This is a genomic window from Kitasatospora arboriphila, from assembly GCF_039528095.1.
In the GTDB taxonomy this organism is placed as follows: domain Bacteria; phylum Actinomycetota; class Actinomycetes; order Streptomycetales; family Streptomycetaceae; genus Kitasatospora; species Kitasatospora arboriphila.
In genome coordinates, this window is record NZ_BAAALD010000013.1 from 77702 (window position 1) to 104436 (window position 26735).

Genomic DNA, 26735 nt, shown 5'->3' on the forward strand with positions numbered 1-26735 from the left:
GAGCGGAGCATGGACGAGGAGCAGGACCGGAACCCGCCGCAGCAGCCGGGCGCGGCACGGCTCGACCGGGCCGCGTTCGACGACCTGTACCGGCGCGTCGCTGCCGCGGCCCCGACCGGTGCCCGCCCGCGCGGGGCCCTGGAGAGCATCACCCCGGCGCACGTCCTGGCGGCCGTGGGCGAGGTGCGGACGGGCCGTCACGTGAGCCTGGCGGCAACCGTGGCGACCCGCGCGAGGCCGGACAATCCCGAGCCCGCCCACCACCCGATGACCGGCGCGGTCGCCGGGCACCTGCGCGGGCAGGGGCTGGAGTTCGCCCGGGACCGGATCGAGATGAATGTGCACGGGGACGCCGACAGCCACCTCGACGCGCTGTGCCACGTCGTCTACGACGGCACGCTGTACGGCGGCGTCCCCGCGGCCACGCTGACCGCGACCGGTGCCGAGGCGCTCTCCGTCGGCCTCGCCGGGGCGGGAATCGTCGGCCGCGGGGTGCTGCTGGACATCCCCGGGCTGCGCGGGGTGCCCTGGCTGGAGCCCGGGGAGCACGTGACGGCCGAGGAGCTGCTGGCCGCCGAGGAGGCCCAGGGCGTGCGCTTCGGCGAGGGCGACCTGCTCCTCGTCCGCGTCGGCCACCGGCGGCGGCGACGGGAGATGGGGGCGTGGGACGCGGCCGCCGCCCGGGCCGGCCTGCATCCGAGCGCGGTGGAACTGCTGGCCGAGCGGCGGATCGCGGTACTGGGCAGCGACAGCAACAACGACTGCGCGCCCAGCCCGGTCGACGGAGTCGGCTTCCCCGTCCACGTGCTCGCCGTCCACGCACTGGGCGTCCACCTGCTCGACTACCTGCAGTTCGAGGACCTGCTGCCGCTCTGCGCCGAGGAGGGCCGCTGGTCGTTCCTCTGCGTGGTCGCACCCCTGCGGCTGGTCGGCGGAACGGGCTCCCCGGTCAGCCCGATCGCGGTGCTCTGACCCCTCCGGCTACCGCCCGGGCGCACCGGCAGGGCCCGGCACCACGTTCACCGGCGCGAGCCCTGCCGTGAAGCGCGCGAGCTGCGAGCGCACCAGCTCCCGGGCGCGCGGTTCGAAGGCCGAGCTGTTCCCGCCGACATGAGGAGTGATCAGGACGTTCGGTGCGGACCAGAGCGGATGGCCGGTCGGCAGCGGTTCGGGATCGGTGACGTCCAGCGCCGCAGCCAGCCGCCCGCTGCGCAGCTCGCGCAGCAGCGCACCGGTGTCCACCACCGGTCCGCGGGCCACGTTCACCAGCAGGGCGCCGTCCTTCATCCGGGACAGGAATCCGGCATCGACCAGCCCGCGGGTCTCCGGCACGAGCGGGACGGTCAGCACCACGACGTCCGCCGCACCGAGCAGGCCCGGCAGCTCCCCGAACGCGTGCACCGGACCGCCCGGGCCCTCCCGGGCGGTCCGCGCCACCCGGACGACCTCGCACTCGAAGGCCGCGAGCCGCGCCTCCACCGCCGTGCCGATCGATCCGTGGCCGACGATCAGGACCGTCCGGCCGGCCAGGGCGGGACGGAACCCGCCCGACCACCGCCCGGCCTGCTGGGCGACCGCGAATCCGGGGATCCCGCGCAACGAGGCCAGCACCAGCGTCACCGCCAGCTCCGCCGTGCTCGCGTCGTGCACCCCGCGCGCGTTGCACAGCGTCACGCCCGCAGGCACGTGCGGTGCCAGGTCGTCGACACCGGCGCTGAGCGACTGCAGCACCCGCAAGCGCGGCATCCGGGCCAGCAGCGGCCGGGCGGCCGCCGTGAAGGTGTACGGGATCACGAAGAACTCGACCGACCCGAGCACGTCCGCCCCCGGCGGACCGCCCGTGCCGTCCCAGACCGCGGCGGTCCAGCCACCGGGCAGCCCGCCCACCTCGCCGGGCGCCCAGGGCAGCAGCACGCGCGGACCGCTCACGACGCCGCCGGGCATGTCATCTCCTGCGGGAGCCGGGCCTGCACACGACAGTGGACGTGCACCAGTGTCACACGGTGCCCGCCGACCGGCAGGGAGACGTGCATGGAAGCAGCACCCGCGCCCCTCGTGGTCGTCGTCATGGGGGTCTCCTCCTCGGGGAAGAGCACGCTCGGATCCGCCCTGGCCGCCCGTCTCGGCGTGCCGTTCCTGGAGGGCGACGCACTCCACAGCCCGGAGAACGTCCACAAGATGGCCGCCGGCCGTCCGCTGACGGACGAGGACCGCGAACCCTGGCTGGCGGCGCTGACCGACCGCATCCGGCAGTGGGCCGACGCCGGCCGCAGCGGCGTCGTCACCTGCTCGGCACTCAAGCGGGCGTACCGCGACCGGTTCCGGCGGACCGGCGCGCGGATCTGGTTCCTCGAACTGGACCTCGACCCCGAGGTGGCCGCCCGCCGCATCGCCGCGCGTACCGACCACTTCATGCCGCCCGGCCTGCTCGACTCCCAGTACGCCGCGCTCGAACCCCTCGCCGCCGACGAACCCGGCACCAGGGTGAGCACGGCCGGCAGCGCCGCCCGGACGCTGGCGGCGGCCATCGAGGCCCTCGCCCGCGGCCCCGCCCGACCGGTCCCCGATGCCCGTCTGCGCTCGCCCTCCCGCGATCCCCGCTCTAGCGTCGGAGAAGACGGTCCCGGCCCGGCCGCCGCCCCCGGGCGGGGCAGCGGGTGAGGACCGCAGGACGCCGGCCAGCCCGCCCCGCGAGGGCGGCACCGGCCCGGAAACGGAGTCCCCGTGGCTGACAACCAGCACTACGACGTCATCATCATCGGCACCGGCGCGGGCGGCGGCACCCTGGCCCACCGGCTGGCCCCGACCGGCAAACGGATCCTCGTCCTCGAACGCGGCGGCTACCTGCCGCGCGAACGGGACAACTGGGACTCGACCGCCGTCTTCGTCAAGGGCAAGTACCGGGCGCCGGAGTACTGGTACGACAAGGACGGCAACGCCTTCCCGCCGGAGGTCAACTACTACGTCGGCGGCAACACCAAGTTCTACGGCGCCGCCCTGTTCCGGCTGCGCCCCGAGGACTTCGGCGAACTGCGCCACCACGACGGCGTCTCCCCGGCCTGGCCCATCCGCTACGAGGACCTCGAGCCCTACTACACCCAGGCCGAGCACCTCTACCTCGTCCACGGCCGGCACGGCGAGGACCCCACCGAGGGCCCGGCGAGCGCCCAGTACGCCCACCCCCCGGTCGAGCACGAGCCGCGGATCCAGCAACTCAGCGACGACCTGGAGAAGCAGGGCCTGCACCCGTTCCACCTGCCGATCGGCGTGAACCTCACCCAGGACGCCACCGGGAAGGCCACGCACGACAGCGCCTGCATCCGCTGCGACCGGGTCGACGGCTTCCCCTGCCTGATCGGCGCCAAGTCGGACGCCCAGGTCATCTGCGTGGACCCGGCGCTGCGGCACGACAACGTCCGGATGATCACCCACGCCGACGTGCGGCGCCTGGAGACCGACCCCACCGGCCGGACGGTCACCGGGGTGGTCGCCGACCTCGGCGACGGCAGCACCGAGACCTTCACCGGCGACATCGTCGTGGTGGCCTGCGGAGCGGTGAACTCGGCCGTGCTGCTGCTGCGCTCGGCCAACGACAAGCACCCGGCGGGCCTGGCCAACAGCTCCGGCGTGGTCGGCCGCCACTACATGCGGCACAACAACCTGGCGCTGATGGCCGTCTCCAAGGAGCCCAACCCGACGGCCTTCCAGAAGACCCTGGCCCTCCACGACTGGTACCTCGCCGGGGACGACTGGGAGTTCCCGATGGGCGGGATCCAGATGCTGGGCAAGTCGGACGCCGCGCAGATCCACGGCGAGGCCCCGCGCTGGGCGGGCGCCGTCACCCCCGACATGCCGTTCGAGGTCCTCGCGCACCACGCCGTCGACTTCTGGCTCTGCGGCGAGGACCTCCCCGCCGCCGACAACCGGGTCACCCTGGACGCCGACGGCAACGTCCACCTCGCCCTGGACGAGAAGAACAACACCGCCGGACTGAAGCGGCTCCGCCACAAGCTCCAGAGCATGCTCGGCAAGCTGGGGATGCACGAGCACCACCTGCTCTCGCACAGCATCTACCTGCACAAGGGCATGCCCATCGGCGCGACCGCCCACCAGGCGGGCACGGTGCGGTTCGGCACCGACCCGGCGTCCTCCGCCCTGGACGTCACCTGCAAGGCGCACGACCTGGACAACCTCTACGTCGTGGACACGAGCTTCTTCCCGAGCATCGGAGCGGTGAACCCGTCCCTGACGGCCATCGCCAACGCGCTGCGGGTCGGCGACCACCTCGCCGACCGCATGCGATGAGCAGGAGGGTCAACGAGATGGCAGCACAGCAGATGGACGCCCTGGTCATCTTCGGCGCGACCGGTGACCTGGCCAAGCTGGAGACCTTCCCCGCCCTGGTCGGCCTGGTGGACCGCGGCGTGCTCGACGTCCCCGTCGTCGGCGTGGCCAAGAGCGGCTGGGGCCTCGACCAGTTCCGCAACTACGCCGAGGCGTCGCTGAAACTCAACGGGATGGACCCGAACACGCCGGCCGCCCGGAAGATGCTCGGGCTGCTCCGCTACGTGGACGGCGACCTGGACGACGACGAGACCTACCGGGCCATGGCGCGGGAGATGGGCAGCGGCGAGCGCGCCCTGTTCTACCTGGAGGTCCCGCCGCCGCTGTTCGGCCGGATCGCCAAGGGGATCGCCGACGCCGGCCGGGCGAAGGGCGCCCGCGTCATGGTCGAGAAGCCCTTCGGCACCGACCTGCGCAGCGCCGGCGAACTCAACGCGACCATGCACGAGTACTTCCCCGAGGACGCGATCTACCGGGTGGACCACTGGCTCGGCCTCGACCCCGTGGAGAACGTGCTCTTCGCCCGGTTCGCCAACTCCGTCATCGAACCGCTGCTGAACCGCACGCACGTCAGAAGCATCCAGATCACCATGGCCGAGGCCTTCGACGTCGCCGACCGCGGCCGCTTCTACGACCGCACCGGCGCCGTCCGGGACGTCGTCCAGAACCACATGCTGCAGGTCCTCGCGACGGTGCTGGCCGAGCCGCCGTCGGGGGAGGGCCTGGAGTCCTGGCGCGACGCCAAGGCCAACGTGGTGTCCTCGCTGCGACCGCTCACCCCCGAGCACATCGTCCGCGGACAGTACGACGGATACCTCGACGTCGAGGGCGTCGCCGCGGGCTCGACGACCGAGACCTTCGCGGCCGTCCGGCTCGCCGCCGACTCCTGGCGCTGGGCGGACGTGCCGATCCTCATCCGCGCCGGCAAGTGCATGCCGGTGACGGCGACCGAGGTGAGCATCCACTTCCGCAGCGCGCCGCACGACGTGTTCGGGCTGCGCCCGAGCCCGGCCGCCAACAGCCTGCGGTTCCGGGTCTGGCCCGAGACGCAGGTCTCCCTCACCCTGGCGGGCAAGGCACCCGGCGGCGGCTGGCAGGCCAAGCACGAGGAACTCTCCTTCAGCGAGGTCCCCGGATCCGACATGCGCCCGTACGACCGCCTCATCGGCGCGGCCCTGGACGGCGACCGCTGGCTGTTCGCCCGGCAGGATACCGTCGAGGCCGCCTGGCGGGTCGTCGACCCCATCCTGGGCGACGCGGCACCCGCCCTCCCCTACGCCAGGGGCAGCTGGGGACCGAAGGAGGCCGACGGCCTGCTGCCCGACGGCGACCACTGGCACGACCCGAAGTGACGGGCCCGTCCCCGGGTACGCCGATCGGCCGACGGCCGACGGGATGACACCGGCCGTGCCGTCCCGTCCGGGCCGCCCGGGGCGTGCTTGACTGAGGCCGAGCCACCTCGCGATGGGGACCACATGAGTCAACTCGACCTCGCCAGGCTGCAGTTCGCCATGACGTCGATCTACCACTTCCTGTTCGTGCCGGTCACCATCGGCCTGGGATTCCTGACCGCCCTGCTGCAGACCGGCTGGCACCGCAGCGGCCGGGCCGAACTCCTGCAGCTCACGCGGTTCTTCGGCACCCTGCTGGTGATCAACATCGCGGTCGGGGTGGTCACCGGTCTCGTCCAGGAGTTCCAGTTCGGCATGGACTGGTCGGCGTACTCCCGCACCGTCGGTGACGTGTTCGGCGCGCCGCTGGCCATGGAGGGGCTCGCCGCGTTCTTCCTGGAGTCGACCTTCCTCGGGCTCTGGCTGTTCGGCTGGGACCGGCTGCCCCCGCGCGTGCACCTGGCGACCATCTGGCTGGTGGCCGTCGGCGGCGCACTGTCCGCGGCGTTCATCATGGCCGCCAACTCCTGGATGCAGCACCCCGTCGGCTACACGATCGACCCTTCCACCGGCCGGCCCCAGCTCAACGACGTCTGGAAGCTGTTCACCAACCCGGTGTTCCTGCGCGGGTACCTGCACGTCATCCTCGCCTCGCTGGTCACCGGCTCCGTCGTGATGCTCGCCGTCTCCGCCTGGCAGCTGCGCAAGGGGTCCTCCCCGCTCGCCTTCCACGCCGCGGCCCGGCTCGCCCTGGTCGTCCTGGTGCCGGTGATCCTCGCGGCGATGCTGGTCGGCAGCGAACTCGGCGTCACCGAGGGCAAGTACCAGCCCATGAAGATCGCCGGCGCCGAGGCGCAGTGGGACACCTGCCAGCCCTGCTCGTTCTCGCTGTTCCAGATCAGCGGCGGCAAGAACGACATGACCCCGACCCAGATCATCGCCATCCCGCACCTGCTCTCCCTGCTGGCCACCAACCACTGGAACGGCAAGGTCCTCGGCCTCAACGCCGTCCAGGCCCAGTACGAGCAGCAGTACGGGCCCGGCAACTACATCCCGAACATCTTCATCCAGTACTGGTCGATGCGGGTGATGGCCTACCTGGCCGTGGTCGTCCTGCTGGTCGGGCTGTGGGGCCTGTGGCTGCTGTGGCGCAAACGGCTCAGCGGCGCACGGTGGTTCCACCGGGTCGCGGTCTGGGCCGGGGTGCTGCCGTTCCTGATGAACACCGCCGGCTGGCTGCTCACCGAGAACGGCCGCCAGCCGTGGATCGTCCAGGGCCTCCAACTGACCAGGAACGGCGTGTCCCCGTCGGTGAGCACCGCCACCGTCGCCACCAGCCTGGTGGTCTTCCTGCTGCTCTACGCCGCGCTCGCCGCGGTGGCCTTCGTCCTGCTCACGAGGTACGCCCGCAAGGAGCTCTCCCCGCCCCCCGCCGAGGACACCCCGATCCCGGCCCTGACCTACTGAGGCCGCCCGATATGGCGCTCGCCACGTTCTGGTTCATCGTCACCGCTGCCCTGTGGACGGGCTTCTTCGTCCTGGAGGGCTTCGACCTCGGGGTGGGGATGCTGCACACCTTCGTCGCCCGCGACGAGGCCGGCCGGCGAGCGGCGATCAACACCATCGGACCGCTCTGGGACGGCAACGAGGTGTGGCTGATCGTCGCCGCGGCCGCGATGTTCGCCGCCTTCCCGGCCTGGTACGCCACCATGTTCTCCAGCTTCTACCCCGCGCTGATCCTGCTGCTGGTCGGACTGATCGTGCGCGGCGTGTCCTTCGAGTTCCGCGGCAAGGTGGACAGCGTGCGCTGGATCCGCACCTGGGACACCCTGCTGACCGTCGGCAGCCTGCTGGTGCCGCTGCTCATCGGCATCGCCCTCGGCAACCTGCTGCACGGCGTGCCGATCGACCAGAGCCAGGAGTTCACCGGCGACTTCGGCGACCTGTTCTCGGCGTACTCGGTGTTCACCGGCATCACCCTGGTGCTGCTCTGCCTGCTGCACGGGGCGACCTTCATCACGCTCAAGACCACCGGCGCGGTGCAGGAGCACGCGCTGTGGCTCGCCCGCCGCATCGCACCGATCACCGTCCTCGCCGTCCTGGTCTTCCAGCCCTGGACGCACTCCGTCGCCGGTGGCGGCGTCCTGCCCGACGTCCTCGAACTCGTCGCCATGCTCGCGGTGCTGGCCGCCGGCTGGCTGCTCGCCGGACGGCACGAGGGCTGGGCCTTCGTCGCCACCACCGTCGTCATCGCGACGACCGTCATGTCGTTCTTCGCCGACCTCTACCCCCGGCTGATGGTGTCGAGCACCAACCCCGCCTTCGACCTCACCGTGCACAACAGCGCCTCCGGCAACTACGCGCTGAAGGTGATGAGCATCGTCGCGATCGTCTTCTTCCCGCTGGTGCTCGCCTACCAGGGCTGGACGTACCACGTCTTCCGGCTCCGGGTCTCCGCCGAGCAGTTCGACGTGCCGCGGAGCCCGAGCAGCTGAGGCGGAGCGGCCGGGGCGGGTCAGGGACGGCGGGCGACGAACACGAGCTCCTTGCCCGGACGGTCGGGCGCGTCCCGGACCTCCTGCAGCCCGTAACCCGCCGCCGCCAGGTCGGCCTCGATCTCGTGACGCTCCCGGAACCGCAGGGTCGAATCGGAGGTGAGGTGGCAGCCGTCCGCGGTGAACACGTAGTTCCAACGGAACGTCACCAGGCGGTCCGCCACCTCGACCAGGTCGACCCAGCTCTCGACCCCGCCGACGCCCGGGACCTCCGTGACCCGCCGCGAGGCCGTGCGGTTCCACGCCTCCCAGGCCCGCGCGGCAGGGTCCCTCGTCTCGAACACCAGGTACCCGCCCGGCCGCAGCGCCTCGTGAGCCCCGGTCAGCGTCCGCCGCCACGCGTCCGGGGAGACGATCGCCTGGGCGACGTTCGCGGTCATCGTGACGAGGTCCACCTGCAGGGGCGGAAGGGCCGTCGCGTCACCGCAGATCCATCGCACCCGTTCGCTCCCCGGCTTGGCCCTGGCCACGTCGATGGAGGCCCGGGCGGGATCGAGGCCGACCACCTGCACCCCGCGATCGGCCAGCAGGAGGGCGAAAACCCCCGTGCCGCAGCCGATGTCCAGCACCCGCTCCGCGCCGACCTGCCGGGCGAGGTCGAGGTAGGCGCAGAGGTCACTGCGGTCCGGGTCGAGCGGGTCGTGGACGGCAGCCAGCCGGGGGTGCCCGAAGATCTCGTCAGCCATGCGACCGAATGTAGCGACGCGTCCCGGGACGGGCCGTACCCGTGTGTTCGGCCCTGCTCGGCTCCGGCGCTTTCGACGGGCGGTGCTCGGGTGGTGGGAGCAGGGGCGCGTGGGGGCACCTCCGCGGAGCCGGTGCGGGACGGTGTGTCAGCCGGGTTCGACCGCCGGGGCGGCCGGTGCTCCCGCCGGCGGTGCCGGCGGCGTCGGGGCGTCCGCCGGACCGCTGCCGCGCCGCAGTTCCGGGGTCGACGCGCCGCCCGCGGTCACCGCCGCCAGGCACAGCAACCCGCCCGTGACCAGGGCGGTCGCGCCCGACGACCAGCCGGCGACCGCGCCGGCCCGCAGGTTCCCCAGCTGGGGGCCGGCCTGGCCGACGATCGTCTCCGCGGCCGTCACCCGGCCGAGCAGCGCATCGGGCGTGCACGTCTGCACGATCGTCGTGCGGGACAGGACGGCCAGCGCGTCCGCGGCCCCCGCCACCACCAGGAACCCCAGGCCCGCCCACGCACTGGTCGTCAGGCCGAACCCGGCGAGGGCCGCGCCCCACGTGCCGGCCGCGCCGAGCATCACCGGGCCCGGGCGCGCCAGCCGGGTGACGGGACCGGACAGCGCGGTCGTGGCGACACCGCCCACGGCCAGCGCCGACAGGAACAGGCCCAGCGTGCGCGGGTCGCCGTCGAAACGCTCGCTGTTGACCAGAGGGAAGAGACTGGCCGGCATGGCCAGCACCGTGGCCGCCAGGTCCGTCAGCAGCGCACCGCGCACCACGCGGTGGCCCGTCAGGAAGCGCAGCCCGTCGGCCACCCCGCCCAGACCCGGACGGGACTGCTCGCCCACGGGCGGCATCGCGGGCAGGGCGAAGGACGCGGCGAACGACACCCCGAAGCTGGCGGCGTCCAGCAGGTAGCAGACGCCGATGCCCCACCAGCCGAGCACGACACCGGCGACGGCCGGACCGAGCAGCATCATCGCCTGCCCGGTGACCTGGTTCAGCGCCAGCCCCGCCGCCACCTGGTCCTTCGGCAGCAGCCGCGGCACGAACACCCCCGCCGCCGGCGCGCCCACCGCCCCGAACGAGGCCTGCACCGCCACCAGCGCCAGCACGGCGGCCACCGGGACGTGCCCGGTGAACCCCTGGACGGCCAGCAGCAGCGAACAGGCCGCCTGACCGGCGTTGCCGAGCAGGTAGACGCGGCGCCGGTCGGCCCGGTCGACCCACGACCCCGCGAACAGGCCGATGCCGATCATCGGCAGCGCCTGCGCCAGCCCCACCGCCCCGCTCCACACCGTGCTGCGGGTCGCGTCCCACACCTGGAACATGACGGTGACCACGGTCATGAAGCTGCCGAGCGTGGACACCGTGCGCCCGATCAGCAACCGCCGGAACAGCGGAGACGTCCTCAACGGCCGTACGTCGACCAACGCGCGGGCGAGGCTCATGACGGGAGGGCCGGGTGCGGCACGGGCTGATCCACGCCGAGACCCTAGCCCATCACCCCGGGGTCCGGCCGGGCGTTTCCGGCGAGCAGGCACCCCGGTGCGGCGCCCACGACCGGCACCTTTACCCTTCGTTGACCGAACGAAGGGGACGACAGCAGGATGATCGGCAGCTTCTTGGCCTTCGTGGTGATCCCGATGATCATCGCGGGACTGGCGCGGTGGGCGGCCGCACGACGGCGCCACGCCCTGGCGGCCGGCCGGCCGGTGGACTTCCGGTGCCGGCTGGACGGCCGCAGGGGCAGGCTGCTGGCCGACCCGCGCCTGGACGGGCCCGTCTTCCTCGACCGCGCCGGCACGGCCACCGCCCTGCCGCACGGCGGCGAGGTCCTGGTCGCCACGCTCCTGCGCGCCACCGGAGCCGCCGTCGAGATGGTCGGCCTGCGCTACCGCACGCCCGAGGGCACCGTGCTGCAACTGGGCATGCCCACCCGGGACGCACGGACCGTCGGCGCCTGGCTCGCCGAACCGCCCCGCCCCGCGCCGGCACCCGCCCGGCGGCTGCGGCCGGCCGCTCCGATGTGGGCGGCCCTCGCCCTCACCGGCGCCCTGTTCACGGCGCTGCCCCCCGCCGACGTCGCCCTGCTCGGCGACCGCACCACCGCCGAGGTCCTCGCCGTGGACCACGACAACGGCGGCTGCACCGTCGGCTGGGACGGCGGCGCGCAGCAGAGCGACGTCGACTGCGACACCGCGCACCTCCGCCCCGGCGACCACCTGCCGGTGATCGCCCTGCCGTGGCCCTTCCTCGGCGAGGCCGTCGACACCCGGACCACCCCGGGCGTGGCCGCCGCCCGCGCGGGCGGCCTCGGCCTGCTCGGCCTCGCCGCCAGCCTGGTGATCACCCCGCTGGCCTGCACCCGCCGCGTCCGACGGGCCCTGCGCACCGGGTCCGTGCCGGTGCCGTCGGTGGCCGGGGCCGCGGACGGGACCGAGGAGCAGTGGCCCGCCCTCGACGGCGGCCTGACCTTCGCCAACCTGGCCGCCGCCGCCCGCCACGCCGACCGGCACCACCCCGGCTCCCGCGTCACCCTGCCCCGCCGCGGCCCCGGCCGCACCTCCGTGCCCCCGCGCCGCTGGGCGGCGGCCACCGCCCTCGGCACCGGCGCCTGGGTGCTCCTGGTGCTCTCCCTCGGCGGCATCCTCGACGACCACTTCCACCTGGGCCACTGGCGGTTCCTCCTCCTCGGCGCGCTCGGCATCGCCGCCGTCGCCCGGATCGGCTGGTTCGCCACCGACCGGTCCTCGCTGTGGCGCCCCGTGCTGCGCGCCGCGCGCTCCGACCCGGCGGACGGCAGCTGGCAGCCGATGCGCTACGTCCGGCTGCGCGAGATCACCGGCGGGATGGTGCTGGTGCTGTTCCGGCCCGAGGGCGAGGACACCGCGGCACCCCTGTACGTCCAGCCGATCTCGGGCTCCCGCGGCACCGGCCGCGGCACCATCGGCGGGCCGCCGCCGGTCGGCGACGCCCTGGTCCACGACACCGGTGCCGGGCCGCTGGTCTGCGAGATCGACGGGATCCGCTACCTGCCCGCCGGCCGCGCCACGGCGGCGGCGGCCGACCCGGAGCGCACCCGCAGGGAACTCCTCCGCTACGCCGAGAGCCACCTGCGGCCGACCGGGCGGGGCTGAACCGCGGGGGGGGGGGGACATGCCTCCGCTCCGTCTCCGCCGGCCGTGATCGCCGGCGGACCGGCGCCCAGCGTTACGGCGGCCAGCGGGCGGCATTCAGCCGCCGTACACGCCGTTTCAAGGTCGCGCCACCAGAGTTCGGCCCCGTGCATACCTCACACTCGCGTGCAGGCGTCGCCTCCGTGTGCGCCGCGGCTTTGACGTTTTCGGGTCTGGTCGTCACCGGGCTGGTCGCCGCGCAGCCCGCCGCGGCCGCCGACCCGGCCGGCTACCAGAACGTTCGGATCAACGAGGTCACCTCGTCCAACAACGACACGGTGGAGCTGTACAACACCGGGTCGACGGCGGTGAGCATCAGCGGCTGGAAGATGTCCGACGACGGCTTCTCGCCGCAGTCGTTCAGCCCCTCCTCCACCACGATCGCCGCCGGCGGCTTCGTCACCTTCAACTCGCCCAAGGGACTGGGCGACTCCGACAAGCTGGTGATCTACACGGCCGACGGCACGGTGGTCGACCGCGTCGAGTGGGCGACCAACGGGGCGAAGCCGGCGATGGCGCGCTGCGGCGGCGACGGCACCGGGGCGTGGGTGACCGCGGCCACCGCGACCACGTTCGGCGCCGCGAACGCCCCGGGCTGCCCGTCGTCGATCCCGGCGGCGAGCCGGGTGCGGATCAACGAGGTCGCCTCCAACGGCTCGGACACCGTCGAGCTGTACAACGGCGGCACGACCGCCGTCGGCATCGGGTCGTGGAAGTACGTCGACGGCGACACCACCCACACCCCGGTCTCGATCTCGTCCTCCTCGCCGAGCGCGACCAGCATCCCCGCCGGCGGGTACGTCACCTTCAACTCCACCCTCGGCCTGGGCGACAACGACTCGGTCTTCCTGCTCGACGGCAACGGCAGCACCGTCGACTCGGTGACCTGGGCGACCGACGGCGCCAAGCCGTCCGACGAGCGCTGCGCCAACGGCACCGGCCGGTTCCAGACCGCGGTGACCGCGACGCTCGGCAGCGCGAACTCCTGCTCCGGCAGCGGCGGCGGTGGAGGCGGCGGTCAGACCGGCCAGCTGCTGGGCGGCGGCGGCGCGCTCACCAGCGGCTGCACCCCCGAGGCGCCCTCCGGCACGGGCTCCACCCCGTCCGGCACCCTGGCCTGGCCGGGCGGCCCGGACGTCACGATCGCCGACAACGTCTGCGCGTTCACCACGTCCACCGGCCCCGAGGGACGGGACGTCAGCGGGCTGGCGTTCGACCCGGCGAACCCGACGGTGCTGTGGGCCGCCAAGAACAAGAACTGGCTGTACAAGCTGGTCAAGAGCAACGGCAAGTGGGTCCCCGACGCGACGTGGAGCGCGACCGGCAAGCAGATCCGCTTCGCGGGCGGCACCGGTGAGCCGGACTCCGAGGGCCTGACGGTCGGTGCCAACGGCCACGTCTACGTGACCTCCGAGCGCGACAACACCCACAACACCGTCCCCAAGGACACGATCATGGAGTTCGACCCGGCCGCGACCGGCTCGACGCTCACGCCCGTCCACCAGTGGGACATGACCGCGCAGTTCCCGCAGCTCGACACCGGCAGCAAGGACGACGCCAACCTCGGCTTCGAGGGCGTCGGCTACGTGCCGGACAGCTGGCTGACCGCCAACGGCTGGGCCGACCCGCTGACCGGCAGCGCCTACAACCCGGCGAACTACCCGCTGCACGGATCGGGCCTGTTCTTCGCCGGCCTGGAGTGGGACGGCTCGCTGCACGTCTACGGCCTGAACTCCGACGGCACGTTCACCACGTTCGGCACGATCGCGACCGGCAAGGTCTCCGTGATGGACGTGATGTTCGACGCCGGGACCAGCCGCATCGTCGCCACCTGCGACAACACCTGCGGTGAGACGCACACCTTCCTGAAGGTCGACGCCGCCGGCGCCGTCGTCCCCGACGTGACCTACACCAACCCGGCCGTCATGCCGACCGACAACCTGGAGGGCTTCGCGATCGCGCCGACCTCGACCTGCGTCAACGGCTTCCGCGAGGCGGTCTTCAGCGACGACGGCATCCAGGGCTTCGGCAACGGCAGCTCCTCCTACGGCCACGCCGTCTACAGCGGCACCTTCCCCTGCTGATCCGACCGACCCATGGCACGGACGGGGAGGGGGCCGGTGCGGCCCCCTCCCCGTCGTCGGCGTTGCCGAGGCCCGGTCGAGGCTCCGAGGCTCAGCCGAGCTGCTCGCGCAGGTGCTCCAGCGCCGCCTCCAGCGCCCGGTCGGCCGGGAGGGCGAGGTCCGGCAGGACACCGACGCCCTCCCAGTTGGTGCCGGTCACCGGATTGATCGAGCGGGCGGTCGGCACCGTGACGGCGACGTGCGGGGAGACCGGGATGCGCGAGGTCGGGTGGGCGCCGCCCCGGGTGGTCTCGCCGATCAGCGTGGCGCGCTCCAGCACCTTGAGATTGTACGCCAGCTCCTCGCCGCCGGAGAAGGTGACGGCCGACGTCAGCACGGCGACCGGGCGGTCCAGGTAACGCGGGCCGGCGAGGTGGCCGACCGTCCAGTACTGCCGGATCGAGTCGGTGGCCCGGTCGTAGATGTCGTTCAGGTGCGTCTCGTCACCGGGGAAGAAGTAGCTGCACCACAGCTGCACCCCCTCCGGCGAACCGCCCAGGCACCGGCGCAGGTCGACCACCAGCGCGTCGGTGGCGGCGAGCAGGTGCATCGCCGCACCGAAGAGGGGACCGCCCAGCTCGGCAGGCGCGATCATGGACAGGTCGAGGTAGCCGATGTTGCCGTCGAGCTGCTCGACCCGCCGGACGCCGTGGTTGTTGGCCCGGCTGAACGCCTCGAAGCGGCCCCGGCTGACCTCCTCCGGCTCCTCCTCCATCGACTGCGGCTCCTCGCTCCACAGCAGCCGCAGGTGCTTGTCCGGGCACGCCCGCTGCAGGTCCGCGGTGACCCGCTCGCACAACTCCCGCTCGTCCAAACCGTCGTACGCGCTCTCGGCCAGCCGGCGACGGATCACGGCATCGATGCCGGCCGTCTGCTCGGGGAACACGTATCCGGCCGTGATCCGGGCCAGAGCGGTCTCGAGTATCTCGTGATGAAGCGTCATAGTGGCTGCATTCTGAGCGGTTCGGAGTCCGTGGGCAAACGAGTAACGACAACGGCGGGCCCGGCGCGACAGGGGTTGACGCTCGGGGGCGTCCGGCGATCGGATGGGGTGTCATGAGCACAGGGCAGATGCACCCCGGCATGCACCCCGTCGACGGCGACCTCGTGCGGCGGCTGGTCGCCGGGCAGTTCCCCCGGTGGGCCGGGGCGGCGGTGGAGCGGGTGCCGTCCGATGGCACGGTCAACGCCATGTACCGGCTGGGCGAGGACATGGTCGTGCGGCTTCCGCTGGTGGCGGGCGGCGCCGGTGACGTGGCGCTCGAACGGACGTGGCTGCCCCGGCTCGCGCCCCACCTGCCCACGCCCGTCCCCGAGGTGCTCGGAGCAGGCAGGCCGGCCGAGGGGTATCCGTGGCCGTGGTCGGTGTACCGCTGGCTCGCGGGGGAGAACCCCGAGCCCGGGGCGCTGAGCGAACCCGTCCTGCTGGCCGAGGACCTGGCCGGATTCGTCACGGCGATGCGGAGCATCACCCTGCCGGCCGCGCCGCAGGCCCACCGCGGTGGGCCGGTCGCCTCGCTCGACGCCGCGACCCGGGCGGCGATCGAGGAACTGCGCGGGATCCCGGAGGAAGGCGTCGACTGCGACGCCGCCACCTCGGTGTGGGAGGAGGCGCTGCGGGCCCCGGTCCGGGACGGCCCGCCGGTGTGGCTGCACGCCGACCTCATGCCGGGCAACCTGCTGGTGGCCGGCGGCAGACTGACCGCGGTCATCGACTTCGGGTGCGCGGGGGCGGGGGACCCGGCCTGCGACCTGTTCCCGGCGTGGAACCTGCTGCCCGCCGACGCGAGGGAGGTCTTCCGCGCGGCGCTCGACGTGGACGACGCGACCTGGACCAGGGGCCGGGGACGGACGCTCTCACAGGCACTGATCGCGCTGCCGTACTACCGCAGGACGAACCGGGCGATGGCGGACAACGCCCGGCACGTGATCCGGACGGTGCTCGCGGAGGCCTAGGGTGTGTCTTCGCAGGCGTATGGGTGCCGCATAGGGGCGTGTGGGGGGCACCTCCCGGCCGAAGGCTGGGGGAGAACTGCGCAATTCGGATGCGGCCCAGGGCTGAGCCGGATTGGTCAGGGGCACCACTCTCGGACTGCGCAGTTCCCCGCGCCCCTGAATCGACCTCCCGAGTGCCCTTGAAGACAGCTCCTGGAGTTGCCCTCAAGGGTGCTCGGACGGTTCTGGCGGTGCACCCGGCCGGTGACGGTGTCGGCGGGCGCCGTCATGCTGGGGGAGGCGAGTCGGCGCGGGAGGGGCTGCGGGGATGCGGAACGGGCTGGACCAGTGGGGGCACGCGCTTCCGTTCCTGCGGCAGTGGGAGGTGGGTCGCGGGCTCGCGCCGGAGGAGGACGCCGGACGGGACACCGCCCGGAGCGGATTCGCCCCCTGTCTGGTGACCCTCCTGCGGCTGTCCGCACCGCCGCGGTTCGGCGCCGACGCCGGGTCCCTCCCCCCGTGGCTGCTGGCGGGGCTCGCCCGAACGGGACACCTGCCGCTGGCGGCCGAGCTGGCCCTGTCGACCGGGGACGAACTCCGCCGGGCGGAGAGGCTGCTGGCCGTGGTGCGGGCCGCGGCCGACGCGGGGGACGTGCACGGGGCCCAGGCGCTCACCGACTCCATCGCCCTGCGGCAGTGCCGGGACCAGGCGCTGGTCGGCCAGGTGTCGGCCTGGGCGCGGGCCGGTGAACGCGACCGGGCCGTGGCGCTGGCGGAGACCGTCCGCTATCCCCACCACTGGGCCGTCACCTGGGCGCTGCTGGCCAAGGCGGTGGCGGACGGCGGCGACACCCGCGCCGCGCTCGCGTTCGCCGATCGTGCCGAGGACCACGTGCTCTGCAGCGATCCGTCGGCGGCGAAGGTGCTCGTCCTCCTCCTCGAGGTGGCCGACCTCGTCGGCGACCGGGACCGGGCGGACGACCTCGCCGACCGGCTGGAGGACTGGGCGCGGTCCCGGGGGCGCCACGGCGGGGGCTTCGACCGGGACCGTCCACGGCCGCTGGCGACGGTGCTGGTGCGCGACCTCGGCCGGGGGGACCTGGACCGCCTCGACGCGCTGCTCCGCCGTCCGCGCCGGTCGCCCCTCGACGCCTGGGTCATGACGGTCGTGCTCGCCTCGGCCCCCGCGAGCACCGACGTGGAGACGGCCCTCGCCCTCGCGGACCGGACGCAGATTCTGCTCGGTGCCTGTGCCACGTCCTCCGGGGAGGCCATCGCGCTGTGCACGGCGGCGGCGCGCATGCTGGCCCTGCACGGGCAGGTCGAGCGGGCCGCTGCCTTCGCCGACGCGATGCACGCCCCGGACATCCGCGAGGAGCGGCAGACGCAGATCGTGGCGGAGCTGGCCCGCGGCGGTGACACCGGCCGGGCGGAGGAGCTCGCCCGGGCGATCGGCGACGGCGCGGCGCGCAGTCACGCACTGGTCGCCGTGGTCCGCGAACTCGCCCGGCAGGGGGAGACCGACCGGGCCGTGAGGCTCGCCGACACGATCGACGACCCGTGGCTGCGGGACCACGCCCTGGTGGCGGTGGTCCCGGAGACGGCCCGCCACGGGCAGCGGGAACGGGCGGAGGCGCTCGCCCGGACGATCGTCCACCGGGCGACCCGGGCCCGCGCGCTGACCGAACTCGCCGAAGTGCTCACCGAGTCGTACGAACCGTCGGAGGCCCGCAGGCTGGCCGTCCGGGCGGCGGCACTCGACGGCTGGTTCAAGGTCCTGCCCCTGCTGGAACGGCTCGCGCCCGACGCGCTGGTGGCCACCGTCGACGCGTGGACGGGCGGACGCGTCGGCGAGCCGACCGATCGGGCCGACGGCCGCCACCAGAAGGGCACCCGGGCACCTGCCCAGGCCGACGGTGCCGATCGCTAACCTCGTCCCATGCGTGCGAAGCTTCCCCTGAACAGCCCCCGTTGGCGTGAGCTCGACGGGGTGACCGCCGAGGACGTGCGGCAGGTCGTGGATGCGATCGCCGCCCCCGGTGACGAGTGGCGGGAGGCCTGGCAGGGCCTGTCCGACAGCCTGATGCGCGAGGACGTCGTCCTGGACGGCGCCTACGCGGCACTGCCGCATGTGGTGGCCGCAGCAGCGGAGTTGCCGCCCGAGCGGTTCACGGACCTCTGGACGGACCTGGGCCTGATGGTCACCGCGGCCGCCCGTCCCCCCGTCCCGGCCGACCTCCGGCCGGGTTTCGAGGCTGCACTCCGCGAGGCCGAACGGGCAGCCGTGCGCGGCTTCCTCGCGGCCGGCACCCCCGCGGCCGGCTGCGCCGAACTGGCGCTGGCCTGCGTCGCCCTGGCCGGTCATCACACCGCCGAGGTGCTGTGGCGGTTCCTCGACCCCGAGGAGCCCTGCCTCGTGCTGGTCTGCCCCGAGTGCGAGACCGACACCGAGTTCCCGGAGTTCCTCGTGGACCCGGTGCGGCCGCCCTTCGAGGCCCCGGCGCAGCCGGGCCCAGACCGGGAGCGGCCCGGCCCCGACCTGGTCCGCGAGGGCGAGCACCCCTGGGGCGAGGTCGCCGACGCCCTGCGGGAGGACGCACTGGGCGAAGGGTGGGAGCCCTTCCTGCGGGTGGCGCGCGCGGTCGCCGCGGCGGGCGTGCCGCGGGGAACGCCGGGGCAGGACGTGCTGTGCCTGGTCGCCGCCATGGTCGCGGTCAAGGGCACGCCGGGGTGGGCCGGAGCCCGATGGGCCAGGACGCTGATGCTGCTGACCGGCCACGTCCGCTGCCCCGACTGCGAGCAGACCTGGACGGTCGCCGACTGCCTGGCGCCGCACCCCGACGGGGCGCGCCCGCAGAACCACGGCCGCCAGGCGTGGCCACCCACCGAGGGCGAGGGCGGGGACGAGGCCGCGGCCGGGGACGAGGCCGCGCACGGCGGCCGGGCGGCAGACCCCCGCCGAACGACCGCCGGACGAACCGGACTCCGGCGCGACGGGGATCGCCTGCTCGCGTCCGACGGCACACTCCGCGGCCGCGCCGAGGCGTTCGCCTCTCCCGAGCCCGGCGTACGCGCCGGAGTAAACGCCCTGGCGGTCGTGGTGCGGCCCGGCCTGCCGACGCTGGTCGCCGGCGGCGGGGACAGCGGCGTGCTCTGCCTCTGGGACCCGGCCGACGGCGGGCTGCGCCACGGCCCGCTCCCCGGTCACCCGGACCCCGTCCGCTCGCTGACGGTCCTTCCGCTGCCCGACGGTGACGTCCTCCTGGCGAGCGGCGGGGACGCCGGGACGGTCGGCGTCCGGAACACGGCCACCGGGCAGTCGGTCCGAGAACCGGTCGGCAACTGGCTCGGGGCGGTGATCGGAATGTGCGCCGCGGCCCTGCCGGACGGTCGGACGCTGCTCGTCACGGCGACCGACCGGGGCGCGGTACGGCTGCGTGATCCGCTGACGGGCGACCCCCTCGGACGTCTCAACCCCCGGGGCCGCCGGATCACTTCGATCGCCGCCGTCCCGATCGCCGCGGACCACACGCTGATCGCGGCCGCGGACGCCCAGGGCGACGTCCACCTGTGGGATCCGACCGTCGACGATCCCTGGGACCGCGGCGCGGCGGTGCCGCCGGACGAGCGGGTGCGCGGCGGCCTCCGCCACCGCGTGACCGTGGTCGCGGCGGTGCCCGTGCACGGCCGTACCCTGCTGGCCACCGGGGACCGCAACGGCGCCGTCGTGCTGTGGGACCCGGCGACCGGCCTCCCGGTCGGCGACGGCCTGCCCCCGGACACCGACGGCACCCCGCTGACGGCCCTGGCCGCCCTCGCACTCCCCGGTCGGCCCGGCCTCGTCCTCACCGGCAGCGGGCAGGGGCGGAGCCTGCGCCTGTGGGAGCCGGAGACCGGCACCGTCCGGCACATCCAGCTGGACGTGGCGGTCACCTGCCTGGCCGCGGCCGGGTCCGGCACCGGTGTCGAGGTCCTCGTCGGCCACGACCGGGGAGTCCTCGGGCTCTCGGTGAGCGACTAGCCCTCGCGGTCACGGCCCGACGCCACTGAAGTGCCCGGTCGCCCGGCGGGTCGCTGCGGTCACTCCGGCGGAGCGCTGGCCGGGTCGCCGGCCGGGTCGTCGGCGGCTCGGAGGAGGTTCTGCTCAAGGCGTTCCAGGGTGTGCAGGGCCGCGGCGCGTTCGTCGTCGGTCAGGCCGGCCGCCACCAGGTCCTCCAGCCGGCTCCACGCCTCCTCGACCTCGCGGCGCAGGGCGTGGCTGGCCGCGGTGGGTTCGATGAGCGACGCCCGCTTGTCGGTGGGGGAGGGGCGGCGGCGGACGAAGCCGGCCTGTTCGAGCCGCTGGACGGTACGGGTCATGGTGGCGGCGTCGGAGTCGAGGAGGCGCACCAGGTCGGCCTGGCGCTGCGGGCCCAGCTCCCACAGGTGCATCATCACCAGTTCCTGGCCGGGGTGGAGTCCGATCCGCCGCAGCAGCTGACCGGCGAACATGCGGTGGAGCCGGGCGAGGCGGAAGATCGCGTGGCTGATCGGCCCGCCGCCCGCCGCGGCCGGCACCGGGACGCTGGCCTCCCGTGCCGTCCCGGTGGGTTCCCTGCCGGCCTGCGGGGCGGGCTCTGCCATCTCTTCCTCACTTTCCTGGGCGGACAGTCAATGCTACCCGCCGGGCGCCGGATCCCGTGGAGCGGTACCGCCTCACTGCCTCGATTCCGCTGCTGGGTGCCCATGGTGGCTGGCAGGGGAATGCTCCGCGGTATTTACTTGTTCGAGCAGGTAACTGTTACGGTGAAGGTGACCGGGCCACCGCCCGCCACCGACCGCAAGGAAGAAGAGAGACCATGACCACCGCTTTCGATCCGATCGTCCTGGGCGGCCGCCGCCTCGCCAGCCGGCTCGTGATGGCGCCGATGACCCGCAGCCGCGCGTACGGGCCGGGCGCGGAGCCGACCGAGCTGATGGCGACGTACTACGCGCAGCGGGCCGGCGCCGGGCTGATCGTCACCGAGGGGATCCAGCCGTCGCCGGTCGGGCAGGGCTACCCCGACACTCCCGGGCTGCACACGGCCGGGCAGGTGCAGGCCTGGCGGCGGGTGACCGACGCGGTGCACCGCGAGGGCGGCGTGATCTTCGCCCAGCTGATGCACACCGGCCGGATCGGGCACCCCGCCCTGCTGCCCGACGGCCTGGTGCCGGTCGCCCCGTCGGCGGTCCCCGCCCCCGGACAGGTGTTCACCCACGAGGGCCCGCAGGACTTCGTGACCCCGAAGGAGCTGACCGAGGCGGAGATCCGCCGGACGATCGCCGACTTCGCCGCCGCGGCCCGGAACGCGATCGACGCAGGCTTCGACGGGGTGGAGATCCACGGCGCCAACGGCTACCTCGTCCACCAGTTCCTCGCGCCGAACACCAACCTGCGTGCCGACGGCTGGGGCGGCGACGCCGAAGGCCGGACCCGCTTCGCCGTCGAGGTCGTCACCGCCGTCGTGGCAGCGATCGGCAGCGACCGGGTGGGCCTGCGGATCTCGCCCGGCAACCCGTACAACGGCATCGCCGAGGACGACCCGCGCGAGGTCTACGAGGTGCTGCTGGAACGGCTCGCCGGACTGGACCTGGCCTACCTGCACCTGCTGGAGGGCCCGGACCGCGACCTCACCGTGCGCCTGCGCAAGACCTGGCCGGGCACGTTCGTCCTCAACCCGTTCACCCACCCCGAGGCCACCGGCCCGGCCGCGCTCGAACTGGTCGAGGACGGCACCGCGGACATGATCGCCTACGGGGCGCTGTTCCTGGCGAACCCCGACCTGCCGGCCCGCCTCGCCGCCGGCGGCCCGTTCAACACCCCGGACCCGGCCACCTTCTACGGCGGTGACCACCGCGGCTACACGGACTACCCCACCCTCTGACCCCGCTGCGCCCGCTGAACCATGCCCCGACCCGCCCCCGTCCGCCGCACCGCGGGCGGGCGGCGACCCCTCCGTTCCCCACCACTCCACGGGAGTTCCCGATGTCCACAGCGATCACCTTCTCCGAGTACGGCGCACCCGAGGTGCTGCGCCTGACGGAGGTCACCCCGCCGGAGCCCGGACCGGGCCAGGTCCGGATCCGGGTCCGGGCCGCCTCGGTCAACCCGCTCGACCTGAAGATCCGGTCCGGTCTGCTGGCCGCCAAGGCACCCGCCGACTTCCCGGTGGTGCCCGGCCTGGACGCGGCCGGTGTCGTCGACGCCGTCGGCGAGGGCGCCACCGCCACCGAGGGCGACGAGGTCCTCGGCGCCACCGTGGGCGGCAGCTACGGCGAGTACGCGCTGCTGGAGCGGCCGGTGGCCAAGCCCGAAGCCCTGTCCTGGGAGGTCGCCGCCTCACTGGTCACCGTCGGCCGGACGGCCCACCGCGTGCTGGAGCAGTTGGGCGTGCAGGAGGGACAGACCCTGCTCGTCCACGGCGCCGCCGGCAGCGTCGGAGTCGTCGCCGTCCAACTGGCCGCCGCGCGTGGCATCACCGTCGTCGGTACCGCGGCGGAGCGCGACCTGGAACGCGTCACCGCCCTGGGCGCCACCGCGGTCCGCTACGGCGAGGGCTGGGCGGAGCGGGTGAGGGCCGCGGCCCCGCAGGGCGTCGACTTCGTGTTCGACGCCTCCGGCGCGGGCGTGCTGGCCGAATCCGTCGCCCTGACCGGGGACGCGGGCAGGGTCATCACCATCGCCGACCTGTCCGCCGCGCAGCACGGCGTCCGCTTCAGCGCCGGCGCCTCGGACGGGGCCGGCGAACCGCTGCCGGAACTGGTGCGCCTGACCGCGGCCGGGAAGCTCGCCGTGCCGATCTGGCGCACCTACCCGCTGGCGGAGGCCGCCCGCGCCCACACCGACCTGGAGGCCCGCCGCAACCGGGGCAAGGCCGTCCTGATGCCCTGACCCCGCGGGCCGGCGCCGGTGCCGGGGCCGGTCAGTGGTTCAGTTGTTCAGTGGTCCGACCGCAGGTGCGCCAGGAGGTCGTGCAGGGGCGCCGGTACGTGGTCGAGGTCGAGGGCTTCGACCAGGAGGTGGCCGTAACGGATCTTCCGGCCCTTCTTCGTGCCGAGGAAGCGCCGCATCTGCTGGTGCGGGAGCCGCCCGTGCTGGGCGGGCTGGCGCACGAAGGTCCGCCAGGCCGGGAGGTCGCCCTCGGCCCGGACGATCTCCTCGACCCGTGCCACGCCCAGCGCACGGACGAGCTCGTCCTCCAGGTCCGTCGTACAGGTGAAGAACCCGCGGCGCGGTGCACCGGCCCGGTCGAGACCGCGGTCGTAGAACCGCTGCTCGCCCACGTCGCACAGCCCGGCGAGGCGCAGGCCCAGACCGGGCGGCCCGAGGAGGCCGGCGTAGCGGCCCACGTTCATCGCGCCGCCCATGGGAATGACGCACACGCCCTCGGCGGACAGGTCCCGGCCGTGGCGGGCGGCCAGCGTCTCCACGGCCGCACCGTCGCTCGGCCCTTCCACCAGCACCGCGGTCCGCACGCCCGACCGCACGGCCAGTTCGCCCGCCGGGCCGCCGGGACCGCCCGCCGCCCAGTCGGTGACCGCATCCCGGAACGCCCGCATGTCCGCCATGGGACGATCCTGCTCCTGCCCGGGCAGGCACCGCACCGGATTTTCCGGTCGGCCGGCCGGTCCGGATTTTTGGTGGGCCGGGTTTCGGGCGCGCCTCCCCGCCGAGTCCGGTCGTCGGTCCTATCGTCGTGGGTGTGAGGAGGCCCGGTCCGCCGGTCCACCTCCCCCGTACCCGGCCCGGTCGCCCTCCCCCCTGGCGGCCGGGCCGTGTCATGCCGGTACGCGGCCCGAAGGCACGATCATCGGCCACCCCGGGCCCCGTCCCCGTGCGTCGGCGGCCCTCGCTATCGTCCGTGCCGTGCCCTCAAGCGACCACCTGCTCGACCTGATCCGCAGCACCCCGGAGATCGACCTGCTGCTGCGGACGTCGTTCGGCTTCGACATCCACCGGAAGCACAACGGCGACGGCCTGGGGCTCGCCTCGGGTGCGCCGCTGGAGCCGATCGCGGGGGAGTGGGCCGGCGGGGCGTACCTCCTCTGCGCCGAGCAGGACGGCCGGCGGCCGGTGGTGTTCGCGAGTTCCGAAGGGCAGGGCGGACTGCTCGCCGAGGACCTGGCGGACGCGCTGGAGATCATCATCGGGCTGGCGTGGCACGACTGCCTCGGCTTCTCGGGCGGCGGCGACCCGGACGTCATGCAGACCTCCGCACGACACCTCGAACGGTCGCGCGGCAGGGACAACCCGGACATCGACCAGGACGCCGCCCAGGTGGCCGCGGCCCTGTCGCTGCGCGTCCTGCCCGTCACCGACCTCGTCGTCAGACTGCACGCCGCAGCCTCCAAGACCGAGCCCGACCACCTCGTGACCGACGGCGGGCAGGCCTACGACCCGCCGTTCGGCGAGCACTCGGAGCCACGCCACGGCGGCTGGCGCTGACCCGCCGTGCCGCCATCTCGCCGTGCCGCCACCCCGCGGAGCCCGGACGGGGGAGGATGCCCGCATGACAGACGACGCGGCCCGGCACCTCCTCGACCGTTTCGTGGGCCTGCTCCGGCCGATGCCCTCGCTGGTCGCCGTCTGGGCGCACGGCTCGCTCGCCGCGGGCGACTACCAGCCGGGCCGCAGCGACCTCGACCTGATCGCCGTGCTGGAGCAGCCCTGCACCCCGCAGCAGCAGGCGCACCTCGTCCGAATCCACGAGGCGCTGGCCGCCGAGCTCCCCTCGGCGGCCAAGTTGCACTGCAGCTACGTCGCGGCCGACGGCTGGGACGACCACGCGGCGCCGCACCTCACCTGGGCCCACGGGGAGTTGATGCACCGCCCGGTCACGGCCGTCACCCGCTGCGAACTGCACCGGTTCGGGACGGTCCTGCACGGACCCCCGCCGACGGACCTCGTGCCCCGGGTCACCGACCGGCAACTCGCCGACTTCGTCGCCGACGACCTGAGGACCTACTGGCGTCCCGCCCTCGACCACCCCGACCGGTGGCGCCGGGACATCTGGGTCGACCTCGGCCTGCTCACCCTGGCCCGGGCGGCGACGACCCTCGGCAGCGGCCGCCTCATCACCAAGTCCGAGGCGCTCGACGTCCTGACCGGCCTCGGCGCCCCAGCCGAGCTGGTGCACGACATCGGACAGCGCCGCCACGGCTGGCCGGCTCCCGCCACACCCCGGTGGATCGACCGGCGGTCGGACCTCACACGCGCATTCCTCGGGCCGGCCATCGACGAGGTGCTCGCCAACCACCGCCCGTAGCGCCGAGCCGAGCCGCCGGGGGCGGATCACCTCGCCCCGGCCGCCCGGACCCGGCGCGCCGGACACGCTGTCAGGAGCCGTGAAGCTGCGCCTCCGCCGCGCGCTGCCCGAGAGGATCCGCAAGGGCGGGCCTACTGTGGCCGGTATGACCAGCGATGACGGCCGGGCGATCGACCTCACCCCTGCGGCGCGGCAGCTCGCCGACTGCTACCGGAGGCTTCTGGAGCTCGTCGAGCGGTGCGGGCGGTCGATGGAGGTCGGCGACTGGGTGGCCCTCGCGGACGAGGCCGGCGACCTTTCGGTGACGGCGGACGAAGTGGCGTCCGCGGCCGAGGCCCTGACGCGGGACGAGGTCGCCACCCGGCCGGTCGACGTCCTCGCGATGGTGGAGCGGCTGTCCCGACCGCCCGAGTGACCGGGGATCTGCGGACGTCGACGGCCGCTTGACCCTGACACCGGTGGCAGGGTCGCAGGATGGCGGCATGGACACCAGCGCATCGCAGCGACCTCCCCGCATCGTCGCCGTCACGGGAGCCGGTACCGGCATCGGCCGGGCCACCGCCAGGGCCTTCGCCGCCGAGGGCGCCCACGTGGTCGCGATCGGCCGCCGGACCGGGCCGTTGACGGAGACCGCCGACGGGTTCCCGGGCATCACCCCGCTCGCGGCCGACATCACGGCGGAGGGTGCCGCCGAACGGATCGTCCGGGAGGTGGGGGAGCGTCACGGCCGGCTCGACGTCCTGGTCAACAACGCCGGCATCGTCCGCAGCGGCCCCCTCGGCTCGATCCGTCCGGACGCGGTCGCCGACCAGCTCGCCGTCAATCTGGTCGCTCCCGTCCTGCTCACCCAGGAGGCGCTGCCGCTGCTGGAGCGGGCCCGCGGAGTGGTCGTCAACATCAGTACGACGGTGGGGCAGCGGGCCTGGCCCGGCAGCTCGGTCTACGCCGCGACCAAGGCGGCGCTGGAGACGCTCACCCGCAGTTGGGCGGTGGAGCTGGCGCCGCGCGGGGTGCGGGTGGTGGCGGTCGCGCCCGGCGCCGTCGACACGCCGATCGGCGAGCACCAGGGGCTGACGCCGGAACGCCGGGCCGCCGTCCGTGCGTGGCAGCTGGCGCACACCCCGCTGGCCAGGGTCGGCGAGCCGGGCGAGGTGGCCTGGGCGATCACCCGGCTCGCCTCGGCCGGGGCCTCGTTCGTCACCGGCGTGGTGCTTCCGGTGGACGGCGGCGCGCTGGTGGCGTGACAGGG

23 protein-coding genes are annotated in these 26735 nt (G+C 74.0%); 17 read left to right on the forward strand and 6 right to left on the reverse strand.

Going from position 1 to position 26735, the window contains the following annotated elements; translation table 11 throughout:
* Positions 1 to 9 precede the first annotated feature (9 nt).
* The gene (locus ABD353_RS10045) at positions 10 to 972 is read left to right on the forward strand and encodes a cyclase family protein (RefSeq protein WP_344623147.1); all 963 of its coding nucleotides are present in this window, start codon (positions 10 to 12) and stop codon (positions 970 to 972) included.
* A gap of 9 nt (positions 973 to 981) precedes the next feature.
* Here ABD353_RS10045 and ABD353_RS10050 read toward each other — a convergent pair whose 3' ends face one another.
* Positions 982 to 1944 carry a 2-hydroxyacid dehydrogenase gene (locus ABD353_RS10050; protein WP_344623148.1) on the reverse strand — a complete coding sequence of 321 codons (963 nt, stop codon included), beginning with the start codon at positions 1942 to 1944 and terminating at the stop codon, positions 982 to 984.
* 87 nt (positions 1945 to 2031) lie between these two features.
* Here ABD353_RS10050 and ABD353_RS10055 point away from each other — a divergent pair, with 87 nt between their 5' ends.
* The 5 genes from ABD353_RS10055 to cydB all read left to right on the forward strand — a co-directional run bounded on the left by ABD353_RS10055 (position 2032) and on the right by cydB (position 8230).
* The gene (locus ABD353_RS10055) at positions 2032 to 2661 is read left to right on the forward strand and encodes a gluconokinase (RefSeq protein WP_344623149.1); all 630 of its coding nucleotides are present in this window, start codon (positions 2032 to 2034) and stop codon (positions 2659 to 2661) included.
* A gap of 63 nt (positions 2662 to 2724) precedes the next feature.
* Positions 2725 to 4305, forward strand: coding sequence for a GMC oxidoreductase (locus ABD353_RS10060; protein WP_344623150.1), 1581 nt, complete (start codon positions 2725 to 2727; stop codon positions 4303 to 4305).
* A gap of 17 nt (positions 4306 to 4322) precedes the next feature.
* Complete coding sequence (gene zwf / locus ABD353_RS10065; RefSeq protein ID WP_344623151.1) at positions 4323 to 5696, forward strand: glucose-6-phosphate dehydrogenase; 1374 nt, start codon at positions 4323 to 4325, stop codon at positions 5694 to 5696.
* A 123-nt stretch (positions 5697 to 5819) separates the two neighbouring features.
* On the forward strand, positions 5820 to 7202 hold the full coding sequence (locus ABD353_RS10070) for a cytochrome ubiquinol oxidase subunit I (RefSeq protein WP_344623152.1): 1383 nt from the start codon (positions 5820 to 5822) through the stop codon (positions 7200 to 7202).
* A gap of 11 nt (positions 7203 to 7213) precedes the next feature.
* Positions 7214 to 8230: a cytochrome d ubiquinol oxidase subunit II gene (gene cydB / locus ABD353_RS10075; protein ID WP_344623153.1), complete on the forward strand. Its 1017-nt coding sequence runs from the start codon at positions 7214 to 7216 to the stop codon at positions 8228 to 8230.
* Positions 8231 to 8250: 20 nt separating this feature from the next.
* On the opposite strand, the gene ABD353_RS10080 is transcribed toward cydB, so the two are convergent.
* Positions 8251 to 8976, reverse strand: a complete 726-nt coding sequence (locus tag ABD353_RS10080; protein WP_344623154.1) for a class I SAM-dependent methyltransferase — start codon at positions 8974 to 8976, stop codon at positions 8251 to 8253.
* Positions 8977 to 9123: 147 nt separating this feature from the next.
* Positions 9124 to 10416: an MFS transporter gene (locus ABD353_RS10085; RefSeq protein WP_344623155.1), complete on the reverse strand. Its 1293-nt coding sequence runs from the start codon at positions 10414 to 10416 to the stop codon at positions 9124 to 9126.
* A 159-nt stretch (positions 10417 to 10575) separates the two neighbouring features.
* Here ABD353_RS10085 and ABD353_RS10090 point away from each other — a divergent pair, with 159 nt between their 5' ends.
* A complete protein-coding gene (locus ABD353_RS10090; RefSeq protein WP_344623156.1) occupies positions 10576 to 12105 on the forward strand; it encodes a hypothetical protein in 1530 nt (509 codons plus the stop codon).
* A gap of 197 nt (positions 12106 to 12302) precedes the next feature.
* Positions 12303 to 14228 (forward strand): lamin tail domain-containing protein, encoded by a 1926-nt coding sequence (locus tag ABD353_RS10095; protein ID WP_344623157.1) that lies wholly within the window; start codon positions 12303 to 12305, stop codon positions 14226 to 14228.
* 91 nt (positions 14229 to 14319) lie between these two features.
* On the opposite strand, the gene ABD353_RS10100 is transcribed toward ABD353_RS10095, so the two are convergent.
* Positions 14320 to 15210 (reverse strand): S41 family peptidase, encoded by an 891-nt coding sequence (locus tag ABD353_RS10100; RefSeq protein ID WP_344623158.1) that lies wholly within the window; start codon positions 15208 to 15210, stop codon positions 14320 to 14322.
* Between the two features lie 113 nt (positions 15211 to 15323).
* Here ABD353_RS10100 and ABD353_RS10105 point away from each other — a divergent pair, with 113 nt between their 5' ends.
* The 3 genes from ABD353_RS10105 (at position 15324) to ABD353_RS10115 (ending at position 20223) form a co-directional block, all read left to right on the forward strand.
* Complete coding sequence (locus tag ABD353_RS10105) at positions 15324 to 16223, forward strand: aminoglycoside phosphotransferase family protein (RefSeq protein ID WP_344623159.1); 900 nt, start codon at positions 15324 to 15326, stop codon at positions 16221 to 16223.
* A 307-nt stretch (positions 16224 to 16530) separates the two neighbouring features.
* Positions 16531 to 18132, forward strand: a complete 1602-nt coding sequence (locus ABD353_RS10110) for a hypothetical protein (protein WP_344623160.1) — start codon at positions 16531 to 16533, stop codon at positions 18130 to 18132.
* A gap of 9 nt (positions 18133 to 18141) precedes the next feature.
* Positions 18142 to 20223, forward strand: coding sequence for a WD40 repeat domain-containing protein (locus ABD353_RS10115; RefSeq protein WP_344623161.1), 2082 nt, complete (start codon positions 18142 to 18144; stop codon positions 20221 to 20223).
* A gap of 59 nt (positions 20224 to 20282) precedes the next feature.
* Here the strand turns inward: ABD353_RS10115 and ABD353_RS10120 are convergent, their stop codons facing one another.
* Positions 20283 to 20825, reverse strand: a complete 543-nt coding sequence (locus ABD353_RS10120; protein WP_344623162.1) for a MarR family winged helix-turn-helix transcriptional regulator — start codon at positions 20823 to 20825, stop codon at positions 20283 to 20285.
* A 215-nt stretch (positions 20826 to 21040) separates the two neighbouring features.
* Here ABD353_RS10120 and ABD353_RS10125 point away from each other — a divergent pair, with 215 nt between their 5' ends.
* Both ABD353_RS10125 and ABD353_RS10130 read left to right on the forward strand, forming a co-directional pair.
* Complete coding sequence (locus ABD353_RS10125) at positions 21041 to 22105, forward strand: alkene reductase (RefSeq protein ID WP_344623163.1); 1065 nt, start codon at positions 21041 to 21043, stop codon at positions 22103 to 22105.
* A gap of 101 nt (positions 22106 to 22206) precedes the next feature.
* Entirely contained in the window at positions 22207 to 23112 is a 906-nt protein-coding gene (locus ABD353_RS10130; RefSeq protein WP_344623164.1) for a quinone oxidoreductase family protein, read from the forward strand.
* Positions 23113 to 23159: 47 nt separating this feature from the next.
* On the opposite strand, the gene ABD353_RS10135 is transcribed toward ABD353_RS10130, so the two are convergent.
* Positions 23160 to 23789, reverse strand: a complete 630-nt coding sequence (locus ABD353_RS10135; protein WP_344623165.1) for a TOPRIM nucleotidyl transferase/hydrolase domain-containing protein — start codon at positions 23787 to 23789, stop codon at positions 23160 to 23162.
* 298 nt (positions 23790 to 24087) lie between these two features.
* On the opposite strand from ABD353_RS10135, the gene ABD353_RS10140 reads away from it, so the two are divergent.
* The 4 genes from ABD353_RS10140 to ABD353_RS10155 all read left to right on the forward strand — a co-directional run bounded on the left by ABD353_RS10140 (position 24088) and on the right by ABD353_RS10155 (position 26730).
* Positions 24088 to 24666 (forward strand): hypothetical protein, encoded by a 579-nt coding sequence (locus ABD353_RS10140; RefSeq protein WP_344623166.1) that lies wholly within the window; start codon positions 24088 to 24090, stop codon positions 24664 to 24666.
* Between the two features lie 64 nt (positions 24667 to 24730).
* Positions 24731 to 25486: a nucleotidyltransferase domain-containing protein gene (locus ABD353_RS10145; protein WP_344623167.1), complete on the forward strand. Its 756-nt coding sequence runs from the start codon at positions 24731 to 24733 to the stop codon at positions 25484 to 25486.
* A 145-nt stretch (positions 25487 to 25631) separates the two neighbouring features.
* On the forward strand, positions 25632 to 25901 hold the full coding sequence (locus ABD353_RS10150; RefSeq protein ID WP_344623168.1) for a hypothetical protein: 270 nt from the start codon (positions 25632 to 25634) through the stop codon (positions 25899 to 25901).
* Positions 25902 to 25968: 67 nt separating this feature from the next.
* Positions 25969 to 26730: an SDR family NAD(P)-dependent oxidoreductase gene (locus ABD353_RS10155; protein ID WP_344623169.1), complete on the forward strand. Its 762-nt coding sequence runs from the start codon at positions 25969 to 25971 to the stop codon at positions 26728 to 26730.
* The last annotated feature ends 5 nt before the right edge of the window (positions 26731 to 26735 follow it).